Here is a 19,789-nt window from a genome sequence, read left to right as displayed (position 1 = left end):
GTCTTCCGTAGAAAACAGGCCGTAACTCGGCTCCTGCCGACAGCGTCGTCGCTCGCATCGACCGGCGAGCGCTTGATTCGGATCAGTGAGCCGTGTCGAGCATCTTGTCGACGAGTTCGTCGCGCGAAATCTCGTCTTCGATGTATTCGATGACCCAGCTGACGTCGACGTAGAGACCAACGACGCGGTTGTCGTCGTGTTCAAGGACCCACGACACCGTCTCGATCTCGTCTTTGAATCGATCCGGGTCCGAGATTGCGGCCGCGATGTCCGCGGCTACGGAATCGAGTTCCGCGTAGAGTTGCTCGGTCTCGGTGACCTCGGTGCTCACGAGTACGTCGACCGTCTCGCCGCTGCGGTCGAGTTCGATCACGCTGAGTTCGCTGCTGCTCAGTTCGAATCCGTCGCTATCGAACCCGGGCACGTCTGCGCTCGAACTCGAGTCCGAGTCTGAGTCCGAGTCCGAGTCTGAGTCCGAACTGGAATCGGATCCGTTGCCGCTGGATCCCGAACTGCCGTCGTCGTCAGATCCGTTGCCGGATGGTTCGTCGGTCTCGCTGCTGGAACAGCCAGCGAGTGCGGTTGCGAGTGCGGCTCCACTGCCGAGGAGGATTTTTCGTCGCTCCATGCACGAGCCATCCAGAAGGGATGGAATTAGTAATTAGCTCGTACCGTTTCTGGGGCTGAAAAATCCATTTCCCGGCCTCACGGTTCTGTGTATCGTGGCCTACAGGCTCTTGCAGCCGCGATTTCGGCATCTTCCAACAGTCACGAAATCGAATCAGTCACATCCAAACACAGTCTCAAAACGACAACAGTCGTCAGTTCGTCGTACTCACCGTAGCCAACAGGAATCGTCTCTATCGGTCGATTTCGGCAATTCAGGCGGTGCCTACCGTCCGCTTTCTGGGGTCTGGAACTGGGGCTCAGTCGTTTGACTCCGCTTCGGTGATTGCACTCGAGACGGCTGTCGAGTCAGCGTCATCGCTGTCGGCGTTGTCGGAGTCGTCCGTCCTACCAGTTTCGGCATCGGTATCTCCAGCTGTGTTGTCGTCTTCTGCTGTTTCGTCCACGTCATCCGCACCATCCGTGTCGTTCGCTCCATCGTCAGGGGACTCGAGTTCGATGCCAGCCAGGTCAGCCGCGAGTCGGCGGTAGGCCGCGGCTGCGGGGCCGTTCGGTTCGTAGGCAACGAGCGGGGTGCCGGCGTAGACACTCTCGCGTGCGGCGTCGTCTTCGGGGACGCTCGCGAGGAGCGGGACGTCGAGACGGCTGGCGAGGTCCTCGTGGGAGATATCGCTGCCGGGGAGGGTGCGCGTGAGGACGAGACCGGCGATGTCGCCACCAGCGCGCGCGGTGAGTTCGATCGTCTTCTGTGTGTCCTGGACGGCGGCGGGTTCCGGCGTCGAGACGAGCAGGACAGCATCTGCGAGGCCGAGCGGGAGAACGGTTTCGTGGCTGATGCCCGCGCCGACGTCGAGCAGGACGTAGTCGTACGCCGCACGCAGGTCGGAAACGGCCTCGCGAAGCCCTTCGGGTGAGGTCTCTGCGTACTCGTCTAGTCCGATGCCACTTGGGACGGCGACGATGTTCTCTGCCAGTCGATACGTTGCGTCCTCGACTGCTGCGTTGCCGGCGAGGACGTCGTGGAGCGTCGTCGAGTCGGGTGAGAGGCTGACGAAGCCGGCCAGGTTCGCCATGCCGAGGTCGACGTCGACGATGGCGACGCGCTTGCCCGCCTGCGCGAGCGCGGTCCCCAGGTTGACTGTCGTCGTCGTCTTTCCGACGCCGCCTTTCCCGCTCGCGATGGAATATACCGTCTCGTGAGACATATTCGATTACTGTCCGGACAGTGGGACGGGAACACCTTAAATCGTCACCTCCGGCGCTCGCGGTAGTCGAGCGGCCACGCGACCGCCGAAATGCCGACGTTTTCCCCGAGAATGACCTGCATACGCACTGGTGCGTGTCAAAGAATACTTACCCGCAGCACCGTTTTGTACGGATAATGAGCCAGGAGGGCGAGCAGGACCAATCCGACCGGAAAAAGTACGAATTCCGGAAGGTTATCGAGGACCTCAAGAACTTCGATGGATCCGGGACGCAACTCGTCTCGATCTACGTTCCCGAAGACCGACAGATCAGCGACGTGGTCGCCCACGTCACACAAGAACACAGCGAAGCAGCCAACATCAAGTCGAAACAGACGCGAACGGCCGTCCAGGACGCGCTGACGAGCATCAAGGACCGACTGCGCTACTTCGATACCTTCCCACCAGAGAACGGCATCGTACTGTTCTCCGGTGCGGTCGACTCCGGCGGCGGTCAGACCGAGATGGTCACGCACGTACTCGAGAGTCCACCCCAGCCAGTCGAGTCGTTCCGCTATCACTGTGACTCTGACTTTCTGACGGAGCCACTCGAGAACATGCTGGCGGACAAGGGCCTCTACGGGTTGGTCGTGCTCGACCGGCGCGAGGCAAACGTCGGCTGGCTGAAGGGCAAGCGCGTCGAGCCGGTGAAGTCCGCCTCCTCGCTCGTCCCCGGCAAGCAGCGCAAAGGTGGTCAGTCCGCCCAGCGTTTCGCTCGCCTGCGTCTCGAGGCAATCGACAACTTCTACCAGGAGGTTGCCGGTATGGCGAACGACCTGTTCGTCCCGAAGCGCCACGAGCTCGATGGGATCCTCGTGGGCGGTCCCTCGCCGACGAAAGACGAGTTCCTGGACGGTGACTATCTCCACCACGAGATTCAGGACAACGTCATCGGCAAGTTCGACGTCGCCTATACGGACGAATCCGGTCTCAAAGACCTCGTCGACAACGCGGAGGACGCGCTGGCCGACGCCGAGGTGATGAAGGACAAAAAGCAGATGGAGGAGTTCTTCGAGGAACTCAACGCGGGCGACCGCGCGACCTACGGCTTCGAGCAGACTCGTCAGAACCTCATGATGGGGGCTGTCGACCGGCTGCTGATCAGTGAGGACCTGCGCAAGGATGTCGTCACCTACGACTGTGGGGAGTGTGGCAACACCGACCGCGAGGTTATCGACCGGCGTAAGTCGACGCCCGAACACACCTGTAGCGACTGCGGATCCGAGGTCGACGCCACCGAGGAAGACCGCGAGGACGCAATCGATCACCTCATCGAGATCGCCGAACAGCGCGGCACCGAGACGAAGTTCATTTCGACTGACTTCGAGAAGGGTGAACAACTCTACAACGCTTTCGGCGGCTTTGCGGGTATTCTGCGCTACAGCACCGGTGTCTAGGGGTGAAGTGATTCTCGTCCGGGCCGAAACCAGGCCAGCGCTTCTGGGTACTCTCCTCGCTGCGTTCATCTCACCGTATCGACACCGCTGATGCCTGTACGTCCTGACGACCGAAACCGAGAACCAGTACTTGACGACCGAAACTGAGAACCAGTACTCGAGAACCAATGAACGCAATCCATCAGTTTGGCCGATGCTCTTTTAATCAAAACTGACGACCATCTAACAGACTGTATGTATCCGCCGACTGCCGACGTCGTCGAGACCGTCTCCCGACGACGTGAGCTACTCGAGGCGCTCGCAACTGGGCCACAGCGAAAGCGTGACCTCGTCGAGCAGTTGGCGTGTTCGCGGTCGACGATCGACCGCGCGATCCGGGAACTCGAGCGCTTCGAGTTTATCGAGCGCGCCGAGTCGGGCTACCGACTGACAGCTGTCGGCCGCCTCGCCCTCGAGGAGTTCAGCCGGACCACCAGGACATTCGCATCGATCAACGAGGCGAGCCAGGTACTCGCCGCCATCCCGCGGGAGGCACCGATGTCGCCCACCTTTCTCGAGGACGCCACCGTTTCCGAACCCGAGCCACACGCACCGAACGCACCCCTGCAGGAACTGGCGGCGAGCTTCGAGACGGCAACGCGAGTCCGCGGCTGCTCGTCTGCCGAACGGATCCCCGAGACGCGTGCCCGACTGCACCAGCGGACTATCGAGGACGACCTCTCGGTCGAACTGATTCTCACAACCGACCTCGCCGAGTTCCTCCTCTCTGCGTATCCTGGCCAGGTCTCCGGTGTCGTCTCCGAGGCTGACTCCAACATGTACGAGATCGAATCGATCCCCTACGAACTCGCGATCGTCGAACAACCTGACGACTGTCGGATCTTCCTGTTCGCACTCAACGATCGCGCCGAAATCGAAGGCGTCATCGAGAACGATACGCAGGCCGCACTCGAGTGGGCCGAGTCCGCGTTTGCCGAGTTACGGGCGGCGGCGTCACCGGTGGAGCCACCGGATCGGTCGGAGGATCAGAATCAGCATTAAAGCGTCCCGCGGAGTCGCACTGTGTCTTCGGTAATCTCCTTGACACTTCCCTCGTCGAGCGGGTGTGCGTCCTCGGTGAGGTCGCCCCAGCCAAGCTTTGCCTTGATCGTTTTCGTGAGTGATGGGTTCGGGTCGACGTAGCCACGGCCCTCCTCGACGGCGATGATGCGGCCGACTTCGGTGCCGTCGATGTTCAGGACTCGTTTTCCTTCGTCAGCTTTTGTGAGCGCGTCCTGTGTCATTGGAACGTGGAGTGGAACGTGGCTAGCCGGCAGGGTGTGTTGCTCTCCGGTGCAGTGTTGGGCCGGGTCAGTGCGGTTGTCGCTGCGTGGCGTGGCGATGAGCCATCGTGTGCCAGCGGAACACAGCTACCCGGTAGGGTGATGTCTATCTCGGAGACGACGCTGGCAATAAATCGCAGAAACCGTCATGCCGTCACACTGAACGATTATACAGCGCGACGGTCGTAATTACAGGTTACCAGTGTACTGCCCGCGCGTACACTGTCCCTACTGCTCGGTTGGCTCGGGGTCCTGTTGCCCGCTGGCAGGTAATCAGTTACTTCCACCGTTCCCGAGGGCACAACGGAAGCGTTATGCTGCTAGTCCCGTATTACTATTCGATCGATGGACGAGTCCCCGCTCCTCCCCGAATCGGTCGACGACCCTCGGATCACCGGGCAGTTCTACCGGTGCGTCCCAGGCCCTTGCTCACCCGCGTCAGCAGAGGCAACGCCGACCGGTGCCGAAACGATGGACGTTGAGAGGACTGGCACCACTGCCAACACCAACACCAACACCAACACCACCACTGGCACCCTCTACCTCCTCGGTGTCGTCCACGACCACCCCGCAAGCATCGGCCGCGTCATGCGGGCCGTCGACGAAATCGACCCGAGCGTCCTCGCACTCGAGTTACCGCCAGCAGCGCTCCCCCTGTACCGGGTCTACGCTCGCAAGGGCGGCACGAACGAGACGGACGACGGCACAGAGTACGTGCCGCCCTCGCGCGGCGGCGAAATGAGTGCTGCAATCAGTGCCACCGACAGCGCCTCGCTCGTCGGGATCGACGCGCCGAACTGGTCGTTCCTGCGCCGACTCGTGACGCGACTCGTCGCAGACCGCGTCTCGCCAGGTACTGCACGGCGACTCCTCTCGAGTCTCGGCGGCGCGACGCGAGATGCACTGACCTGTCGGATCGCAGCGACGCTAACGGACGCGACCTCGATGACGATCGCGCCCGACGATCCGATCGAGTACGACTGTTCGTTCGACGACCCGCCGGCCGAACAGGCAGCTCACGAGCGCGCACACGTCGCGAGCGTACAGGCGCTGCTCGGCAGTCTCGAAACGACGGACAGTGCGCTCGCCTACAGGGACGACACGCGCGAACGGTGTATGATCGACCGGCTCACCGAGATCCGGTCTGAAACCGATGATGACGTGGTTGCCGTCGTTGGAATCGACCATCTCGAACGGCTCGCGGACGAACTTTCGGCCGACAGCTAACCTGCGCAGTCAACTGCGAACTGCGTCCCACGCCTATTGACGCAGTGTTGTCACACAGTTCCAGCAGTAGGTGTAGGTCTGGTCAGCGGCGTTTTCCGCGCCGCAGTGCCGACAGCGAATCGATTCGCCGTCGACCTCGTGATCGTCTTCAACAGGCGGTGGATCGTGCCTGCCGCGTTCATCACCGCTGGACGGATAGCGATCTGCGGTTCCCGACGACCGTGAGGGGGCACGGTTTGGATCGGCGAACGAGGGGGAGGTCGCGCCGTCGCTATCTTCGCGCCGGACGTACACATAGTACAGTAACAGATGGAGGAGCGCAAACAGCACGACGTAGCCGATGAGCCAACCCCAGAGCTCCATCACTATGACATTGGCTCTCAAGCCACTTGGATATTCCCTGATTCACGGCAGTCTGACTGTCTGTGGCGGCAGAATTACACACATCAGAACCGTGAGTGTCTGAACGAAAGGGGGATCAGTTTGGCGGCTGCAGGTCGCGGTCGAACTCGTCGAAAACGTCGAAGTCGTCCGGGAGGTCGTAGGGGAGGTGGCGCTCGTCCTGGCGGTTGACGCCGGCGTCGTCGATGGGCGTCGCGACGGATTCCCAGCCGGGCTTGATCTTGACGCTCTGTGCCGGCATCCCGACGGCGATGTGGTGGGCAGGAATATCGTGTTGGACGACGGCGCGTGCGCCGACGATGGCGTTCTCGCCGACCCTGTTGCCAGCGCGGATCATCGAGTCGTAGGTGAGGCGCACGTCGTCCTCGACGACGGTGTGGAAATTGCGAACCTCGGTCTGGTCGACGACGTCGTGATCGTGGCTGTAGATGTGAACGCCGTCGGAGATCGATACGCGGTCGCCGATGGTCAATTCCCCGCGGTCGTCCAGGTGGACATCGTCGTGGACGATCGTGTTATCGCCGATCGTAATGTTGTGCCCGTAGGTGAACGTAACTCCCTTGAAGAACCGGCAGTTCTCTCCACACTCCTCGAAGAGGTGATCTGCGAGCATCCCACGGAAGCGCAGTGCGAACTCGACGTTATCTGCGATCGGGAGACTGTCGAACTGCCGCCAGAGCCACTGGAGGTGTTTCGAGCGACGAAACGTCTCCTCGTCCTTCTCGGCGTAGTACTCGCTCTCTAAGGTCGTGTTACACGGATCGTAGCTCTGCAGGCGAACCTGCTCTGCAGGCGAAACATCCTCGCCGTTTTGCCAGCGTTCGTAGGCCTCGCGGTCGCCCGAGAGGTCGATCAGCACGTCTTCGACGACTGAACAGGTGTCCTCCTCGCCCGAGAGCCGCCGGTCAACCTCCTCGATGAACTCGCGCATGCCCGACTCCGCCTCGTCGGGGAGCGAGACGTACCGCTTTGTCATACACCCAGGTATTGTCCGCGGAGTTGATAGGGGTTCGGTTGTCGGTTCGTGTTTCCCGTGGATCGACCGATAACACGAGTGTTACCGGCTCCACGATCGCAGTTCCCACACGATGAGCCGTCACTGGCCGGCATCGGCGGCCCGCCACTCCGCGAAAATCAGGGCCGGCAGCGAGAGCGCGCCGATCACGAGCAGCCCACTCACGACAGCCGTTCCAACCGTCACACGCTGCGGGCTCACCTCGAGTTGGGTCAGCGCGATCGGGAGGAGTACGGCGACGGCGAGGACGACACCGAGCAACCGCCGCCCGGCAGTCGTCCGACAGACCTCGTCCATACTGCTACTCCGGCCCCTTCTCCCAAGAACGATTCGACTCTCCACTGTCACGAGTAGCTGTCACGACCACGCAGCTGTACTCCGTCACGAACTGCGCCGTGAGGCACACACCGCGGAAACCGAACGGGTTCGGATTCCCCCGCCTCGCGTTCCGTACCCCATAAGTTCTCTCGGTACGAAGGGCTGCGTATGCACCACAGCGAACTCGGAACGTCCGGTGTCGAAGTGAGCGAAATCGGCTTCGGTGCGTGGGTCGTCGGAACCGACTGGTGGGGTGACCGTTCGGAGGAGGACGCCATCGAGATGGTTCAGTACGCCGTCGACCAGGGGATCACCTACTTCGACACGGGTGACGTCTACGGTCACGGCCGGAGCGAGGAACTCCTCGGCCAGGCACTCGCCGAGGTCCGTGACGAAGTGACCGTCGCAACCAAGGTCGGCTACGACTTCTACAACAACCCGCAGGCCGGCCACGGCGAACTCCCGAAGGAGATGGACACCGAGTACCTCCGAGACGCCGTCGAGCAGAGTCTCGACCGCCTCGAGATGGACTCCGTCGACTTGCTCCAGCTCCACAACGCCAACGCCGACGAAATCACGCCCGACGTACTCGAGTTACTCGACGAACTCGAGGAGGAAGGCAAAATCGACGCCGTTGGACTCGCGCTTGGTCCCTCGATCGGCTGGCTCGCGGAGGGTGACCTCGCCATCGAGAAGGAGTTCGATTCCGTGCAGTTGGTCTGGAACGTACTGGAGCAAGATGTTGGCAATCACTTCCTCGAAACGATCGAGGAGACCGGCTCGACCACGAGTCTCATCCCGCGTGTGCCCCACTCCTCGGGCATTCTCAACGAGCAGGTGACGCCCGAGACCGAACTCGATGAGGGCGACCATCGCGGTTTCCGCCCCGACGAGTGGTACGAGACGGGCTGGGAGAAACTCGAGGAACTGCGCTTCTTGGAGCGAGACGGCGAGCGTACGATGAGCCAGGCCTCGATCGCGTGGCTGCTCTCGCACGAGCCAGTCGCGTCCGTCACGCCGACGTTCCGGACGACCGACGATATTGACGAGTGGGCGGCAGCGAGCGACGTGCCGAAGCTCTCCGACGAGGAGATGGACCGCGTCGCCGACCTCTACGAGACCAACTTTGGAGTCGACCGCGACGACGGCATGGACGCCCTGCGTTCGTCGGTCGACGGAGACGACCTCGAGTCTGCGGGGCTCGGCAAGCTCGCAGCCGACTAACTGTGCCGTTTGCGGGTAGCGAGCACGCCTGATTCGTTATCGCTGTTTTCGTGCTGTGGTTCGCTGATTTCTGATTGCTGGTTTCTGACACCCGACTCTCGACTCCCGATTCCTCTAGTCTCACCTCCTGGTAGCGGCTGATCGACTGATTTATACGCTCCCACTCAGCCATGATTGATTATGACAGACTCTGTGGGCGAGTCGGGTGGCCTGGGACACGTCGTCGAACGCGCAGCCGACGTACTGAGCACGTACTTCGTCGTCTGGATCCTGCTCGGCTCTGGGCTTGCGCTCTACTCGCCGGCGACGTTCACCCCGCTTGGTGACCACATCTCGCTCATGCTCGGCATCATCATGCTTGGCATGGGGCTCACGCTCACCGTCGAGGACTTCCGGCGGGTACTCGAGCGCCCCCGTGACGTGTTCATCGGTGCGGCGGCCCAGTGGCTGTGTATGCCGCTCTTTGCGTACCTCCTCGTCGCACTGCTGGGGCTGCCGTGGGAACTCGGCATCGGGCTACTCCTGCTCGGGGCGGCACCGGGTGGGACGGCCTCGAACGTCATGACCTATCTCGGACGGGGCGACGTCGCGCTTTCGGTGACGATCACGTCGGTGACGACGATCGCCGCGCCGCTGGTCGTGCCCGCCTGGATCGTTCTGCTCGCGGGTGAGGAGATCACCGTCACCTTCGCCGCGATGGCCGAGGAGATCGTCCTGATCGTCCTCATTCCGGTCGTCGCGGGGCTACTCCTTCGCATCCTGCTCGACAGATACGCGCCAGCGGTAGCGAAGGCCGGACTCACTGTCTTTCCCGCGATCAGCGTGCTCGCGATCGTGTTGATCGTCGCGGCAATCGTCGGTCTCAACGTCGAGGAAATCTTCGCTGCGAGCGCTCTGGTGTTCCTCGCCGTCATTATCCACAACGCGCTCGGGCTTGGGGCGGGATACGGCATCGGCCACGCGACCGGGATGGCCGAGGACCGAGCGCGTGCCTGCGCGTTCGAGGTCGGCCTGCAGAACAGCGGGCTGGCGGTCGCACTCGCCGTCGCCTTCTTCGATCCGCTCGCCGCGCTCATTCCGGCGCTGTTCAGCGTCTGGCACAACGTCACGGGGCCGGCGCTGGCGACGGTGTTCACCCGGATGGACGACGAGTCGACGCCGGCGTACAAGCCGACGGTGGCGTCCGACTAGCGCGGGTACCTGTTACCGTTGCCTTTCACTTCGACAGCGCCCGCTCGACAGCCGTTGCGACGCTTTTCGCTTTCTCCGCAAGCTCTTCAGAGACCAGTCCGTCCGCGACAGCGTCCTCGAGTTGGTCCTCGTCGACAACTTCGACCTCGCCGTCCGGTTGGCGGATCACGTCGACGTAGAGATCGACGTACCGGACCGTATCCGGAAGGAGTTCGACCGGCGTGCAGATGTTGACGTAGGTCCCCTTCGAAGAACCATCTGCGCCTTTGTACGTCGTCGGGTACCACCAGCGACCTTCGCGGAACTTCGTGACCGCGGTGTCGCCGTCCTCCTTCGGTGTGCCGAGGGCGTCGTAGCTGCCGCCCCCGCCCATCGAGCGCTCGAGTGTGACCTTCCCCTCGGGGTCCCACTCGGTCACGTCGCCGTAACCGAGTGAGATCAGTCTCCCGTCGGGTTTGCCGTGGCCAATCTCGAGTCGGTCGCCAGAGAGCGGGCCGAACTGCCGGGAAACAGCATCGAACGGAAACGCGTCCTCACCGCTCTCGAGGTCGTCGACGACCGAGCCACAGACGGCCTCCGCGAAGTCGACGGCCGAACTGGCCGCCCTGTCGGCGGCCTTCGTCCGGTGGTGGCCCGGCATCGTCGTCTCGACGGCACGACGGGCTTCGTCGAGCGCGAAGCGCGAGTCGCGGCCGAACCAGAGCCACTCCGTCGCCCGTGGGGCGGCAAGCAGTCCTGGCTCGCCCGGTTCGTCGGGCGCGTCCGCGAGATCGGACTCGAGTGCACGTGCACGTCCGGCGACGGACTCGAGTGCGGTCTCCATCGCGCCAAGATCTGCATCGGTCGCGGTGTGTTGCCAGCGCAGTCCCCAGCCCTGCGGAAGGTCGACTGAGAGTAGGTCGGTCATGCCGACGAGTTCGTCGGCGCGCTCGCCGCGGAGTGCGGCCGAGACGCCGGTCCGATCCTGCGAGAGCGTACAGAGGCCGCTGCGAACGGCGAGTGTGGGCTCGACTCGCGGCTGGTCGTCGTCCCACGGCGGGGTAGGTTCGGTGACCTGCACGCGGTAGCGGTTCCCCTTGTCGACGTAGCCGTCGACGTCGTCGTACTTCAGATAGCCACGGCGGCCCTGGCCGAGGTCGACGACGGCACCGCTGCCGCCTGCGGCGTCGATCACTTCGGCGTCGAAGACCGCGCCGCGCGGAACTGTCGACTCCCAGCGGAAGGTATCGATCGCGAGGTCGGCGAGTTCCGCAGCCACCAGTTCGACTGCGTCAGCGCTGCCCGACACGCCAACGCCCTGTCGGTCGCGGGTCGTCTCGACCGCTGCGTCAGCCGGTGCGGTCTCGAACGCTTGGTCGAAGCGTTCGCGGATCGGCTCGGAGGCCTGGACGACACTGAAGTCAGCCTCTGCGCTCGTTTCGAGGCGGTGTGTAACGGCCGTCGTGTAGATGCCGCGGACGCGGACCGTGGTCTCTGCGGCGGCGTCAGAACTGGTGTCGGTCTCCGTCACAGTTGGCCCTCCGCTACTGGTCGATCACAGTTGCACTCGCAGTCGTACTCGCATCCGAACTCGAGTACGCGATGAGCGTCAGCGAGCACGGCGATCACCGCAGGGTCTCGCGTTCGGCGGCGAACCGAACGCGGGCGTTGATCGTCGGGCCGAGCGTGAGTTCGACGTAGTCATCCTCGGCGTCGAGGATGCGACCATCTTCGACGTAGACACCCCACGTGTCGAAGCGCAGCCAGCCACGCATCTCAGCCGCGTGGGTCGTGATGTCGGCGTAATCGACGCTGTGTTCGGGGTAGTCGGACGCGGAGTGGGCCATATCCATGTCCGAGTAGACAGTGTCGTGGGTTTCGAAGAAGGACTCGAGTGCGGCCGCATCGTCGGCGACGGCTTCGGCGACGGCGTCGGAGGCCGTCTGGAGGTCGTCGGTTTCGAGGCCGACGGCGCGAAGCGCCTGCTGTGTTCGCTGGTCGAAGTGCATGGGTGTGCGTTCGCACGGGGGGGCTTTGTGGATTCCGAGTCCTCCTGTGGTCGTGATTGTGGGTATCGTTGTCGTTGGAAATCAATGATGGACGTGTGTTCTCGTCTGTGGCTGAGAGGAACGTCTGTGGCTGAGAGAAAACAGAACTCTATACTGCTGCTGGCCGCTACGGGAAAGCGGCAAAAAGGGAGAGACAGACAGAACCGGTTCTCAGTCGTCGGCGGCGAGACGATCAGTCGGTTTCGAGGGAGCGATTGCGTCCTGGGCCGCCTCCTCGGAGTCGGCGTCAGCGTCGGTTTTCGCATCGGTGTCGGTCATCGGTGTTCGTTCCCCATCCGGATTTGGCGGTGCGGTGTAGTGGAACCCGCGGCGTGGACTGTGCATAGCTATCTGTTCTCACGGCTGAGCCAGTATAAGCGTCCCCCTTATACGAATATGATAATAAGTATCATTCTAGGATTGGAAGAACGTCCAACGCCCAACGCTTACCAGTGGGTGTGTTGTACGCTTGCACATGCAGCGTCGTCGTGACCCGGTCGAACGAGCAGATGAGGAGTCGCGAGATCTCTACGATGTCTCGACGTGGGAGCCGCGGTCTGTCGTCGACAATCTCGCGTATTCAGTCTACAACGCGATAAGCTACGGATTCCGCACGCTAGTGCTCCTTGTCGCGTTTGTCATCACCCTCTTCTTACTCATTCAACCGACAGTACTCGTTCTCGATGATCCCTCACTCACCCTGTTCTTTGCACTCTCGTTTGTTCCTGCAGGGTTGCTTGCCGCTTTCATCTGGCATTCGGATATCACTGAGAACGAACCGCTCGGACTTCTCGTCGCGACGTTTATCCTCGCTATCCTCTTCGCGACATTCGCGGCCGTGGTGAACTCGTTTTTCGGTCCGCCGCTTCAAGCGATCCCGATCATCGGAACAGCGCTCTTTTTTTACCTTATCGTCGGCCCCGTTGAGGAGGCTGTGAAACTGCTCGCCGTCCGTGTCTTCGCCTATCGAAGCGAGACGTTCGATGCAGTAATCGTCGGAACGGTGTACGGCGCTGTGGCGGGTCTTGGCTTTGCAGCGTTCGAGAACACGCTTTACATCTCCGGCGAGGTCATCGCAGCCCAGCCGGAAAACGGTGTAGTGTCCGCTGCAACCGGTATCGCTACTGTTCGTGCACTCGTCGGTCCAGGTCACGTTATCTACTCCGCGATTGCGGGCTACTACCTCGGTTTGGCGAAGTTCAACCCCCAGTATGCCGGCCCACTCGTCGCCAAAGGGCTGTTGATCGCTGCATTCGTCCATGCGACCTACAACACATTGTCCTGGCTGGGTGCCCCCATCGTCATCGCTGCAGTCACTCCGCTCAGTCCTGGACTGGCATTTATTGTCTACGTCGTCGGGTTCAACCTCGTGATCGGCTACTACCTCTACCGGAAAATCGCCCGCTACCGACGCACGTACCGCGCGGTCCGAGATGATACGTCAGGTCCACCAACACCCGAACTAACGGAGTTCGAGCCACCTCGGCGATAACACAAGTACACACCGAATCAACAGCGTTCAGCCACGTTCACCAGTCCGCACCAGCCCACCGGACCCGAATCAGCACAGTCTCTATAACCCCGGAACAAGTAGGATCTCGTGATGGTCGCACTCATTGGTTCGCTCGTCGCGTTCGTCGTCGCACTGCTCGTCGGCGGCCTGGCAATCTACGTCGGCGCCTCGCTCATCGTCGGTCTCGAGGACTACTCCCACGCCGTGGTCACCGCCATCGTCGGCGCACTCGCGTGGGCACTCACCGCCTGGATTCCGCTCTTCGGCCCGCTCCTCGCACTCATCGCCTGGATCTGGGTTGTCAACTGGCGCTACCCCGGCGGCTGGCTGGATGCCGCACTCATCGGTGTCGTCGCCTGGCTCGCCGCCCTCGCCATCCTCTTCGTCCTCGATACGATTCTGGGACTTGGCGTCGGCGCGTTCGGCGTGCCGGGTGCCTGAAATCACTCCCTGGATCGTCGACTCACGATTTAACCGCCGACTCGCCCTTTGACCGCCGGCTCACCCTTTACTCGCCGTTCAGTCGACCCGAGAGTCGAACCGGGACTCGAGTAGCCGCTCGACGTACTTCGAGAGCACGTCGACTTCGAGGTGGATTGGATCGCCAATCGCCTTTTCCGAGAGCGTCGTCAGCTCGTAGGTCGTTGGGATGATGGCGACGGTAACTCGATCCTGCTCATCCTCGGTCGTCTCCAGGTCGGCGACGGTCAGGCTGATCCCGTCGAGCGTGATCGAGCCCTTCTCCACGACGTAGCGGCCGTACCCCGCCGGGAGTTCGAACTCGAAAAACCAATCCTCCTCGACGGATTCGATATTCGAAACCGTCGCGACTGCGTCGACGTGGCCTTGCACGATGTGGCCATCGAAGCGGCCGTTGGCCGGCATCGCGCGCTCGAGGTTGACCGTGTCACCCTCCTCGAGGTCGCCCAAATAGGTTCGTTCGACAGTCTCGGTCGCGAGGAAGACCTCGAACCACGCGCCATCGTCGTAGCGTTCGACGGTGAGACAGACCCCGCTGACGCTGATGCTCTGGCCGTGTGTTACTCCGGTCGCGACCGCGTCGGCTGCAATCCGAAGCCGGAGGCCGTCCTCCGTTCGCTCCCGGCCGACGATTTCGCCGGTCTCCTCGACGATTCCCGTGAACATACTCGACGATACCAGCCGACGGATAAAGCCATTCTGATCCCGGTATGCGTTCCACTTCTGTGATGGCTCGGTGACAGGGTACTCGGTCGCCGTCCTTTTGGTTCACTCCGGTGTACTCATGCCAAATGGCTGGACTCATCGATACGATCAAACTCGCCGGCGTGCTCATCCTTGCACTCCCCGCTGCGCTCGCCGGACTCGAGTTCCTCTTCGTTCGTGGCGATACGGGCACGGGTGGGATTCTCATCGGACTCGCCGTCGGGCTCGTCGTTGTCGAGCGCTGGCTGACGATGCCGTCGGATGTGCCGGGTCTCGTGGCCAAGCGCGCGGCGGGCACCGTCATCGGAGATCCAGAGTCAGAGTCGGCCGACGACGACACGCCCACCGATTCGACCAGCGTCACAACCAACGAGGAGGGGGACTGATGGCCGATCTGGTCGTTGCGGCGCTCAGAGCCGGTGAACTCGTCGTCGACACCGCTGTCTCGGTGTACGGTCGGTTCCGAGGCTCTACTGCAGAGCAGAACCGTGACGAACGGGCGTCCCCAGCTAGCGACGACGAGTCCGTAGCAACTGCAACCGACGAAGCCGACGAGGAGCAGTAGCCTGCCGACACGCAGCTATAGTAACAACTGCAACTAGTTACACACTGATCGCCGAGTCATCTGGCGATCTGGTGTGCAGTGACTTGCAGTGGCTACTATAGTAACACAGCCGAGCGGCTTTGTTGACACTCTCAATCAGTGATGAATTCCAACTGTCTTGCTGAACACAGAGCGCGAACTTTTCCGCGTCGGGTTCGCCTTCGGCGAACCGCTCGCGCAAAACTTCGATAAAAAGGCGGACGGCTCGGCCCTCGGCCTCGCAGCCCGGGAACCGCGCTTGCTTCGCTCGCACGGAGACTGGCGATAGATTCATCCTCTGTATCTCGCACGCCCTTACCGACAGAAATCGATAGTTCGCTATACCTCTGCAAGATACATAGCGCGAATGTAGAACGATACTTTGCTCAATTTGCCAGGGATAGGACATACCATAGAGGATCCGTATGCCATACCATGTGAATGTCCTCCCACATCTACTGAACTAAAACGTAACACAGGATGAAAATATGGGTGATTCCGAGATTACGACTCCGCTTGATCATACAGCAAAATATACTTCTCCCCCTCATATTCGACGTACACGCCGTCTCCTTCAATTTTTGACCCTGCGTTGCCATCTGCTACAGAGTTGCCACTAATCTCGGCAAGCTTGTTTTCCCAGTGAGTTTCATCTTCTGGCTCAATTTCATCTTCCAACCCATCGGTGTACTCACTTCTCGCTGTTTCAAGGGCTCGTTCAATGTCTGTCACTTCTGTCAAATTATCCTCTTTTGCATCGTAAACTGGTTCATCATCAGGAATTGTGATCGCTAAATACACGTAAATATATCCCGTTGGTGGGTACTCGTCAGAGTTATCAGATCCAGTATCACTGGAACCTAAGTCATCAGAATTACTGTCTGTTGCAGTGTCACCGTCAGTACCATCTTCCTTGTCGGAATTAGATGTGCAGCCACTTACAGCAACGAGCGAGATACTGCTGAGCAGCAATCGGCGATACATGTCGGATGTATGTTATACGGGCCCTTTACTATTTCCCTTGACAGACATATCCCAATGAACGATACGCAAGGTTACCGAACAGTTGTTTCAATTGTTTTGTTCTGCACCAAGCAGCCCCCTATTGCCGCACGCATCCTCTATATTCAGCAGACAGAACGTATCAACTGTTAGGATGCTTTAACGAGTCAGCCAATACGCCACGTGTCTCACTACGACTTGCGCACCGTCTCCGGATCCAACGACCGCGACAGCGGTGCTAGCCACTCCGGTCTCTCCCCATCCCGATCTTGATCTTGGTCACGACCGCGCGCCAGCACATCCGCAATTCGGAGCCACACCCCCTCCTCGACGCGCACGGCCGACTCGAGTTGCACCACACTTCCAGGTTCGATCTCGTCGGTCAGTTTGCACGGGGACTCGAGTGCAGCCAGTCCGACGCCCCCAACGCTCGTTTCGACGGCGTCGGCGTCTTCGAAGCCGAACGCGCGGACCTCGGCCTCGAGGTCGGCTTTGACGGCACCCACGGTTTCTGTGTCGGCGGTCAGCATGGCGCTGGCCGAGCGGAACGACTGGGTTGCGCCGACGTGGGCGCGGCGCTCGCGGCCGCCGTCGCCGTCGACGACGAGTGTCCGGACGAGGCCGCCGTGGTAGCCGCCGGGTTCGCGCGGTGCGGTTCGGATAACGATCGGCTCGCCGGGGCGAAGCGGCGTGTCGGCTGTGCCGACCGTCGACGGAACCCGTTCGGGATCAGCGTCGGGATTGATCGCGGTGTTGCCCGCGGGGTACGCGCCGGCCGAAACGATAGCCTTGTCAACTTCGGTCCGGAGGTGATCTGGTGTGATCGGTTCGTCCTCTCTTGTCGTATCGCCGCGAACGAGTTCTCCGTCGACGACTCTCGCGTCCGCGAGGACGGCGGCCGCCCGACGAATCCCTGCACGGGCGCCAGCCTGTGCGGTCTCGATCCGCGCTCGCTCATCTGGGGTCTTTTTCGCACGGGCGCACTCGAGTACGTCCGTCGAGGTCAGTGTGAGCCCGGCGTTCTCGAGATACAGTGCCGCGTCGTGTGGGATGCTGGGGGGCGTCAGGACGGTCGCAGAGCCGTGGCGGTCCGCGAGCGTCGATGCCAACTGGGAGGCGGGATGTGTGTCTGATTCTCCTCGACCTGGCTTTCGCGGCCTGGCCCGCATCTCCCAGCCCTCGCCGTCGAACGAGAGCGCGACGAGGTCGGAGTCCGCCGGCGGGTCGGCGACAGCCTCGTCGTTCGCAACAGCCTGTGTCCAGCAGTCGAGACAGTACTGAATCGCCGGTTCGTGCGCCTGTCCAACGTGAACGAACGCGGCGGCGTCTCTCTGTGTGAGTGTCTCGTCGATGAGCGTTGTGCTGGTCGGTGTAGCAGCTACTGATTTTGATTTTGATTTTGATTTTGATTTTGATTCTCCATCGCCATAGTCATCGCCATCACCGTTGCTGTCGCTACCAGCCGCTCCCGTGCTACATCGCGTGAAATCGCCGTCGGCGTCTGTCACAGTCGCCTCGCAGGCTCAGGGCGCTTCGGCCTCGAGTTCCTCGCCGCCCTCCGCGGCCTGCTGGGCGTCCTCGATGAGGTCCTCGAGTGGCGTCTCGGTGAGTTCGTTGTGGAGCAGAACGTCGATCGGCAGCGTCGGTGCGCCGTCGACCAGGTTCTCGAGCATCACGAGTCGTTCGCGGGCGCGGGACATACCGACGTAGAAAACACGTCGCTCGTTGTCCGTCAGGACGGGAACGGGCGAGGTGGTCTTGGTGAACTCCTCGACGCCAGGGACGTTCGTCGGATCGTCGACCGTCGCGACCATCTGCTCGACGACCTTCTCGGTCAGGTCGGTGCCGACGATGACGTGGTCTGCTTCACGACCCTTCGCGGAGTGGATCGTGCCGACGCGGACGCGGTCGGTGTCCATTCGGGTGTACTCGCCGATGGCGAAGTACGCGCGGACGCTCTTCTTCTGAAAGTTCGTGACCTTCCGAACCATATCGGCCGCGGACTCGGAGCCGGGCATGAACGGCACGTGGTCCTCGATGACCGATGCGGGAATCATGAGTTCCTGGAGGTCGTCGATACCGGCCTCTTCCTGGCGCTCGTCGATCGTATCGAACAGGTCATCGCGCTCGTTGGTGCCGAACGCCGACTCCTGGAGCATGTCTGCGAGGCGGCGAGCCTGCAGGCCAGTCACGTCGTCGCCGCGGTCGATGGCTTCGACGGCGCGGACGTACTGGGTGAGGCGGTCGGTCCACATCCGCTGGTCCGTCAGCGACGTGAACGGCACTCCTTCCGTGATGAACTCGTCGATGAACTGGAACATCTGGTAGCGCGCACGGAAGAGAATCATGATGGTGCCGTCGCCCGAGGCGAGCGTGCGCCGAACCATGCGGACGACGTCGAGCATCGAGGCGTTACGCCGGGCCTCAACTGCGCCGCCTTCCTTGCGCGGTTTCAGGTCCTTGTCCTTTCGGTGCTCGATGTGACGAATCTCTTGATTGACCGCGTTGAGGACGTTCGAGGGCAGTCGGTAGGAGTTCGGCAGGATGATGTCCTCGTCGACCTCCTCGTCGAGCAGCAGGGCAGGATCTGCGCCCTGCCAGGAGTAGACGACCTGGTCGTCGTCGCCGGCGATCAGCACCTGCTCCATGTGGGGTTTCCACTCCTCGTAGACGTCATACTGCAGCGTCGTGATGTCCTGAAACTCGTCGATCACCAGGTAGTCGACGCTCGGGAGCAGCGAACGCTGCTTGACTCGCTCGAGCATGTCCGCGAAGCCGATCTTGCCCTGTTCGCCTTTGTACGAGCGCCAGCCGCGGATTGCCTCTGGGACGTCGATCCGGTCGTCATCAGAAGGCCAGGTCGGCGTGTACTTGTTGCCCTCCTGGGCGTGATCGTCAATCTCCGGCGGGAGGCGAACCTCCTCGTCGTCCCACTGGAACGGGACGTCGTACCAGTCCGTGACGTCTCGACGGGTTCGCTGGAGCCACTGACTCGTTGCGATGATCTTGTTTCCGATCGTCGTCGAGCGAGCGGTCCGGCGGCCGGCCCCGCTGTACTCGTCTTCGAACTCGAGTCCGTACTCTTCGCAAAACTCTTCCTTGTCGGATTCGCCGATAACGTCGCTTCGAGAGAGATCGAGAAGATCGTACGCCTTTGCGTGCATGGTACAGACGTTGCCCTGCAGTGCACGCGGACTTTCGCCGAGTCGCTCTGCCAGCCGTTCGCGAATCTCCTGTGCTGCTGCTCGCGTATAGGAAACGACGAGGATGTCCCGGAATGTAACGTCGTCCTGCTCTAGAATCTCTTCAACGTGGTCGAGAAGCGCGGTAGTCTTCCCGCTTCCCGGTCCACCGAACAACCGGGTCACCTTCGTCTCCGTGGTAGCCATTATCCCTGTTCAGGGCCGCGACACCCATAAGTCACGTGGGTTCTCCGCGACCGCGAGAGGGACTGTCTGTCGGCTCTGTCGGCGGTCTGGTCGCTCGAAAACGGTGGGGTGACTGACGGGCGA

At 61.7% G+C, this 19,789-nt stretch carries 22 protein-coding genes; 9 read left to right on the top strand and 13 right to left on the bottom strand.

What is annotated here, in order from left to right; all coding sequences use genetic code 11:
- Positions 1-82: 82 nt before the first annotated feature.
- Positions 83-628: a hypothetical protein gene (locus tag NMAG_RS06810; RefSeq protein ID WP_004268141.1), complete on the bottom strand. Its 546-nt coding sequence runs from the start codon at positions 626-628 to the stop codon at positions 83-85.
- 298 nt (positions 629-926) lie between these two features.
- Positions 927-1,832: a cell division ATPase MinD gene (gene minD, locus NMAG_RS06805; protein WP_004268140.1), complete on the bottom strand. Its 906-nt coding sequence runs from the start codon at positions 1,830-1,832 to the stop codon at positions 927-929.
- 176 nt (positions 1,833-2,008) lie between these two features.
- Between minD and prf1 the strand changes: the two genes are divergently transcribed.
- Positions 2,009-3,268 carry a peptide chain release factor aRF-1 gene (gene prf1, locus NMAG_RS06800; RefSeq protein ID WP_004268138.1) on the top strand — a complete coding sequence of 420 codons (1,260 nt, stop codon included), beginning with the start codon at positions 2,009-2,011 and terminating at the stop codon, positions 3,266-3,268.
- A 234-nt stretch (positions 3,269-3,502) separates the two neighbouring features.
- A complete protein-coding gene (locus NMAG_RS06795; protein ID WP_004268135.1) occupies positions 3,503-4,309 on the top strand; it encodes a helix-turn-helix transcriptional regulator in 807 nt (268 codons plus the stop codon).
- On the opposite strand, the gene NMAG_RS06790 is transcribed toward NMAG_RS06795, so the two are convergent.
- Positions 4,306-4,551 carry a hypothetical protein gene (locus NMAG_RS06790; protein ID WP_004268134.1) on the bottom strand — a complete coding sequence of 82 codons (246 nt, stop codon included), beginning with the start codon at positions 4,549-4,551 and terminating at the stop codon, positions 4,306-4,308. The genes NMAG_RS06795 and NMAG_RS06790 overlap by 4 nt on opposite strands.
- Before the next feature lie 384 nt (positions 4,552-4,935).
- Here NMAG_RS06790 and NMAG_RS06785 point away from each other — a divergent pair, with 384 nt between their 5' ends.
- On the top strand, positions 4,936-5,817 hold the full coding sequence (locus tag NMAG_RS06785) for a hypothetical protein (RefSeq protein WP_004268132.1): 882 nt from the start codon (positions 4,936-4,938) through the stop codon (positions 5,815-5,817).
- Between the two features lie 33 nt (positions 5,818-5,850).
- Here NMAG_RS06785 and NMAG_RS06780 read toward each other — a convergent pair whose 3' ends face one another.
- From NMAG_RS06780 to NMAG_RS06770, 3 genes are all read right to left on the bottom strand, one after another.
- Complete coding sequence (locus NMAG_RS06780; RefSeq protein ID WP_004268131.1) at positions 5,851-6,180, bottom strand: DUF7577 domain-containing protein; 330 nt, start codon at positions 6,178-6,180, stop codon at positions 5,851-5,853.
- Positions 6,181-6,295: 115 nt separating this feature from the next.
- Positions 6,296-7,195, bottom strand: coding sequence for an acyltransferase (locus NMAG_RS06775; protein WP_004268129.1), 900 nt, complete (start codon positions 7,193-7,195; stop codon positions 6,296-6,298).
- Between the two features lie 120 nt (positions 7,196-7,315).
- A complete protein-coding gene (locus tag NMAG_RS06770) occupies positions 7,316-7,531 on the bottom strand; it encodes a hypothetical protein (RefSeq protein ID WP_004268127.1) in 216 nt (71 codons plus the stop codon).
- A 189-nt stretch (positions 7,532-7,720) separates the two neighbouring features.
- Here NMAG_RS06770 and NMAG_RS06765 point away from each other — a divergent pair, with 189 nt between their 5' ends.
- Together NMAG_RS06765 and NMAG_RS06760 are read left to right on the top strand one after the other, a co-directional pair.
- The gene (locus tag NMAG_RS06765) at positions 7,721-8,776 is read left to right on the top strand and encodes an aldo/keto reductase (protein WP_004268125.1); all 1,056 of its coding nucleotides are present in this window, start codon (positions 7,721-7,723) and stop codon (positions 8,774-8,776) included.
- A gap of 180 nt (positions 8,777-8,956) precedes the next feature.
- On the top strand, positions 8,957-9,967 hold the full coding sequence (locus tag NMAG_RS06760; RefSeq protein WP_012996516.1) for a bile acid:sodium symporter family protein: 1,011 nt from the start codon (positions 8,957-8,959) through the stop codon (positions 9,965-9,967).
- Positions 9,968-9,992: 25 nt separating this feature from the next.
- On the opposite strand, the gene NMAG_RS06755 is transcribed toward NMAG_RS06760, so the two are convergent.
- The 3 genes from NMAG_RS06755 to NMAG_RS22010 form a co-directional block, all read right to left on the bottom strand.
- Positions 9,993-11,477, bottom strand: a complete 1,485-nt coding sequence (locus NMAG_RS06755; protein WP_004268121.1) for a DUF402 domain-containing protein — start codon at positions 11,475-11,477, stop codon at positions 9,993-9,995.
- Between the two features lie 94 nt (positions 11,478-11,571).
- A complete protein-coding gene (locus tag NMAG_RS06750; RefSeq protein WP_004268119.1) occupies positions 11,572-11,955 on the bottom strand; it encodes a DUF7532 family protein in 384 nt (127 codons plus the stop codon).
- Positions 11,956-12,165: 210 nt separating this feature from the next.
- Complete coding sequence (locus NMAG_RS22010; RefSeq protein WP_004268111.1) at positions 12,166-12,339, bottom strand: hypothetical protein; 174 nt, start codon at positions 12,337-12,339, stop codon at positions 12,166-12,168.
- Between the two features lie 130 nt (positions 12,340-12,469).
- Between NMAG_RS22010 and NMAG_RS06745 the strand changes: the two genes are divergently transcribed.
- Both NMAG_RS06745 and NMAG_RS06740 read left to right on the top strand, forming a co-directional pair.
- Positions 12,470-13,486 (top strand): PrsW family intramembrane metalloprotease, encoded by a 1,017-nt coding sequence (locus NMAG_RS06745; RefSeq protein WP_004268110.1) that lies wholly within the window; start codon positions 12,470-12,472, stop codon positions 13,484-13,486.
- A gap of 111 nt (positions 13,487-13,597) precedes the next feature.
- Complete coding sequence (locus tag NMAG_RS06740; RefSeq protein ID WP_004268108.1) at positions 13,598-13,948, top strand: hypothetical protein; 351 nt, start codon at positions 13,598-13,600, stop codon at positions 13,946-13,948.
- Between the two features lie 78 nt (positions 13,949-14,026).
- On the opposite strand, the gene NMAG_RS06735 is transcribed toward NMAG_RS06740, so the two are convergent.
- Positions 14,027-14,653: a riboflavin synthase gene (locus tag NMAG_RS06735; RefSeq protein ID WP_004268106.1), complete on the bottom strand. Its 627-nt coding sequence runs from the start codon at positions 14,651-14,653 to the stop codon at positions 14,027-14,029.
- 125 nt (positions 14,654-14,778) lie between these two features.
- On the opposite strand from NMAG_RS06735, the gene NMAG_RS06730 reads away from it, so the two are divergent.
- Together NMAG_RS06730 and NMAG_RS06725 are read left to right on the top strand one after the other, a co-directional pair.
- Positions 14,779-15,078 carry a DUF7533 family protein gene (locus tag NMAG_RS06730; RefSeq protein ID WP_004268104.1) on the top strand — a complete coding sequence of 100 codons (300 nt, stop codon included), beginning with the start codon at positions 14,779-14,781 and terminating at the stop codon, positions 15,076-15,078.
- Complete coding sequence (locus NMAG_RS06725) at positions 15,078-15,257, top strand: hypothetical protein (protein ID WP_004268102.1); 180 nt, start codon at positions 15,078-15,080, stop codon at positions 15,255-15,257. The genes NMAG_RS06730 and NMAG_RS06725 overlap by 1 nt, the downstream gene beginning before the upstream one ends.
- Positions 15,258-15,779: 522 nt before the next feature.
- Here the strand turns inward: NMAG_RS06725 and NMAG_RS21540 are convergent.
- From NMAG_RS21540 to NMAG_RS06710, 3 genes are all read right to left on the bottom strand, one after another.
- Positions 15,780-16,259, bottom strand: coding sequence for a hypothetical protein (locus NMAG_RS21540; RefSeq protein WP_012996514.1), 480 nt, complete (start codon positions 16,257-16,259; stop codon positions 15,780-15,782).
- 209 nt (positions 16,260-16,468) lie between these two features.
- Positions 16,469-17,785 carry a M24 family metallopeptidase gene (locus tag NMAG_RS06715; protein WP_004268097.1) on the bottom strand — a complete coding sequence of 439 codons (1,317 nt, stop codon included), beginning with the start codon at positions 17,783-17,785 and terminating at the stop codon, positions 16,469-16,471.
- 15 nt (positions 17,786-17,800) lie between these two features.
- Entirely contained in the window at positions 17,801-19,666 is a 1,866-nt protein-coding gene (locus NMAG_RS06710; RefSeq protein WP_004268095.1) for a UvrD-helicase domain-containing protein, read from the bottom strand.
- Between the last annotated feature and the right edge of the window lie 123 nt (positions 19,667-19,789).

It is taken from the genome of Natrialba magadii ATCC 43099 (assembly GCF_000025625.1).
In the GTDB taxonomy this organism is placed as follows: Archaea; Halobacteriota; Halobacteria; order Halobacteriales; family Natrialbaceae; genus Natrialba; species Natrialba magadii.
Note: the sequence above shows the minus strand (reverse complement) of the source record. Positions and strands in the feature narration are given on the sequence as shown.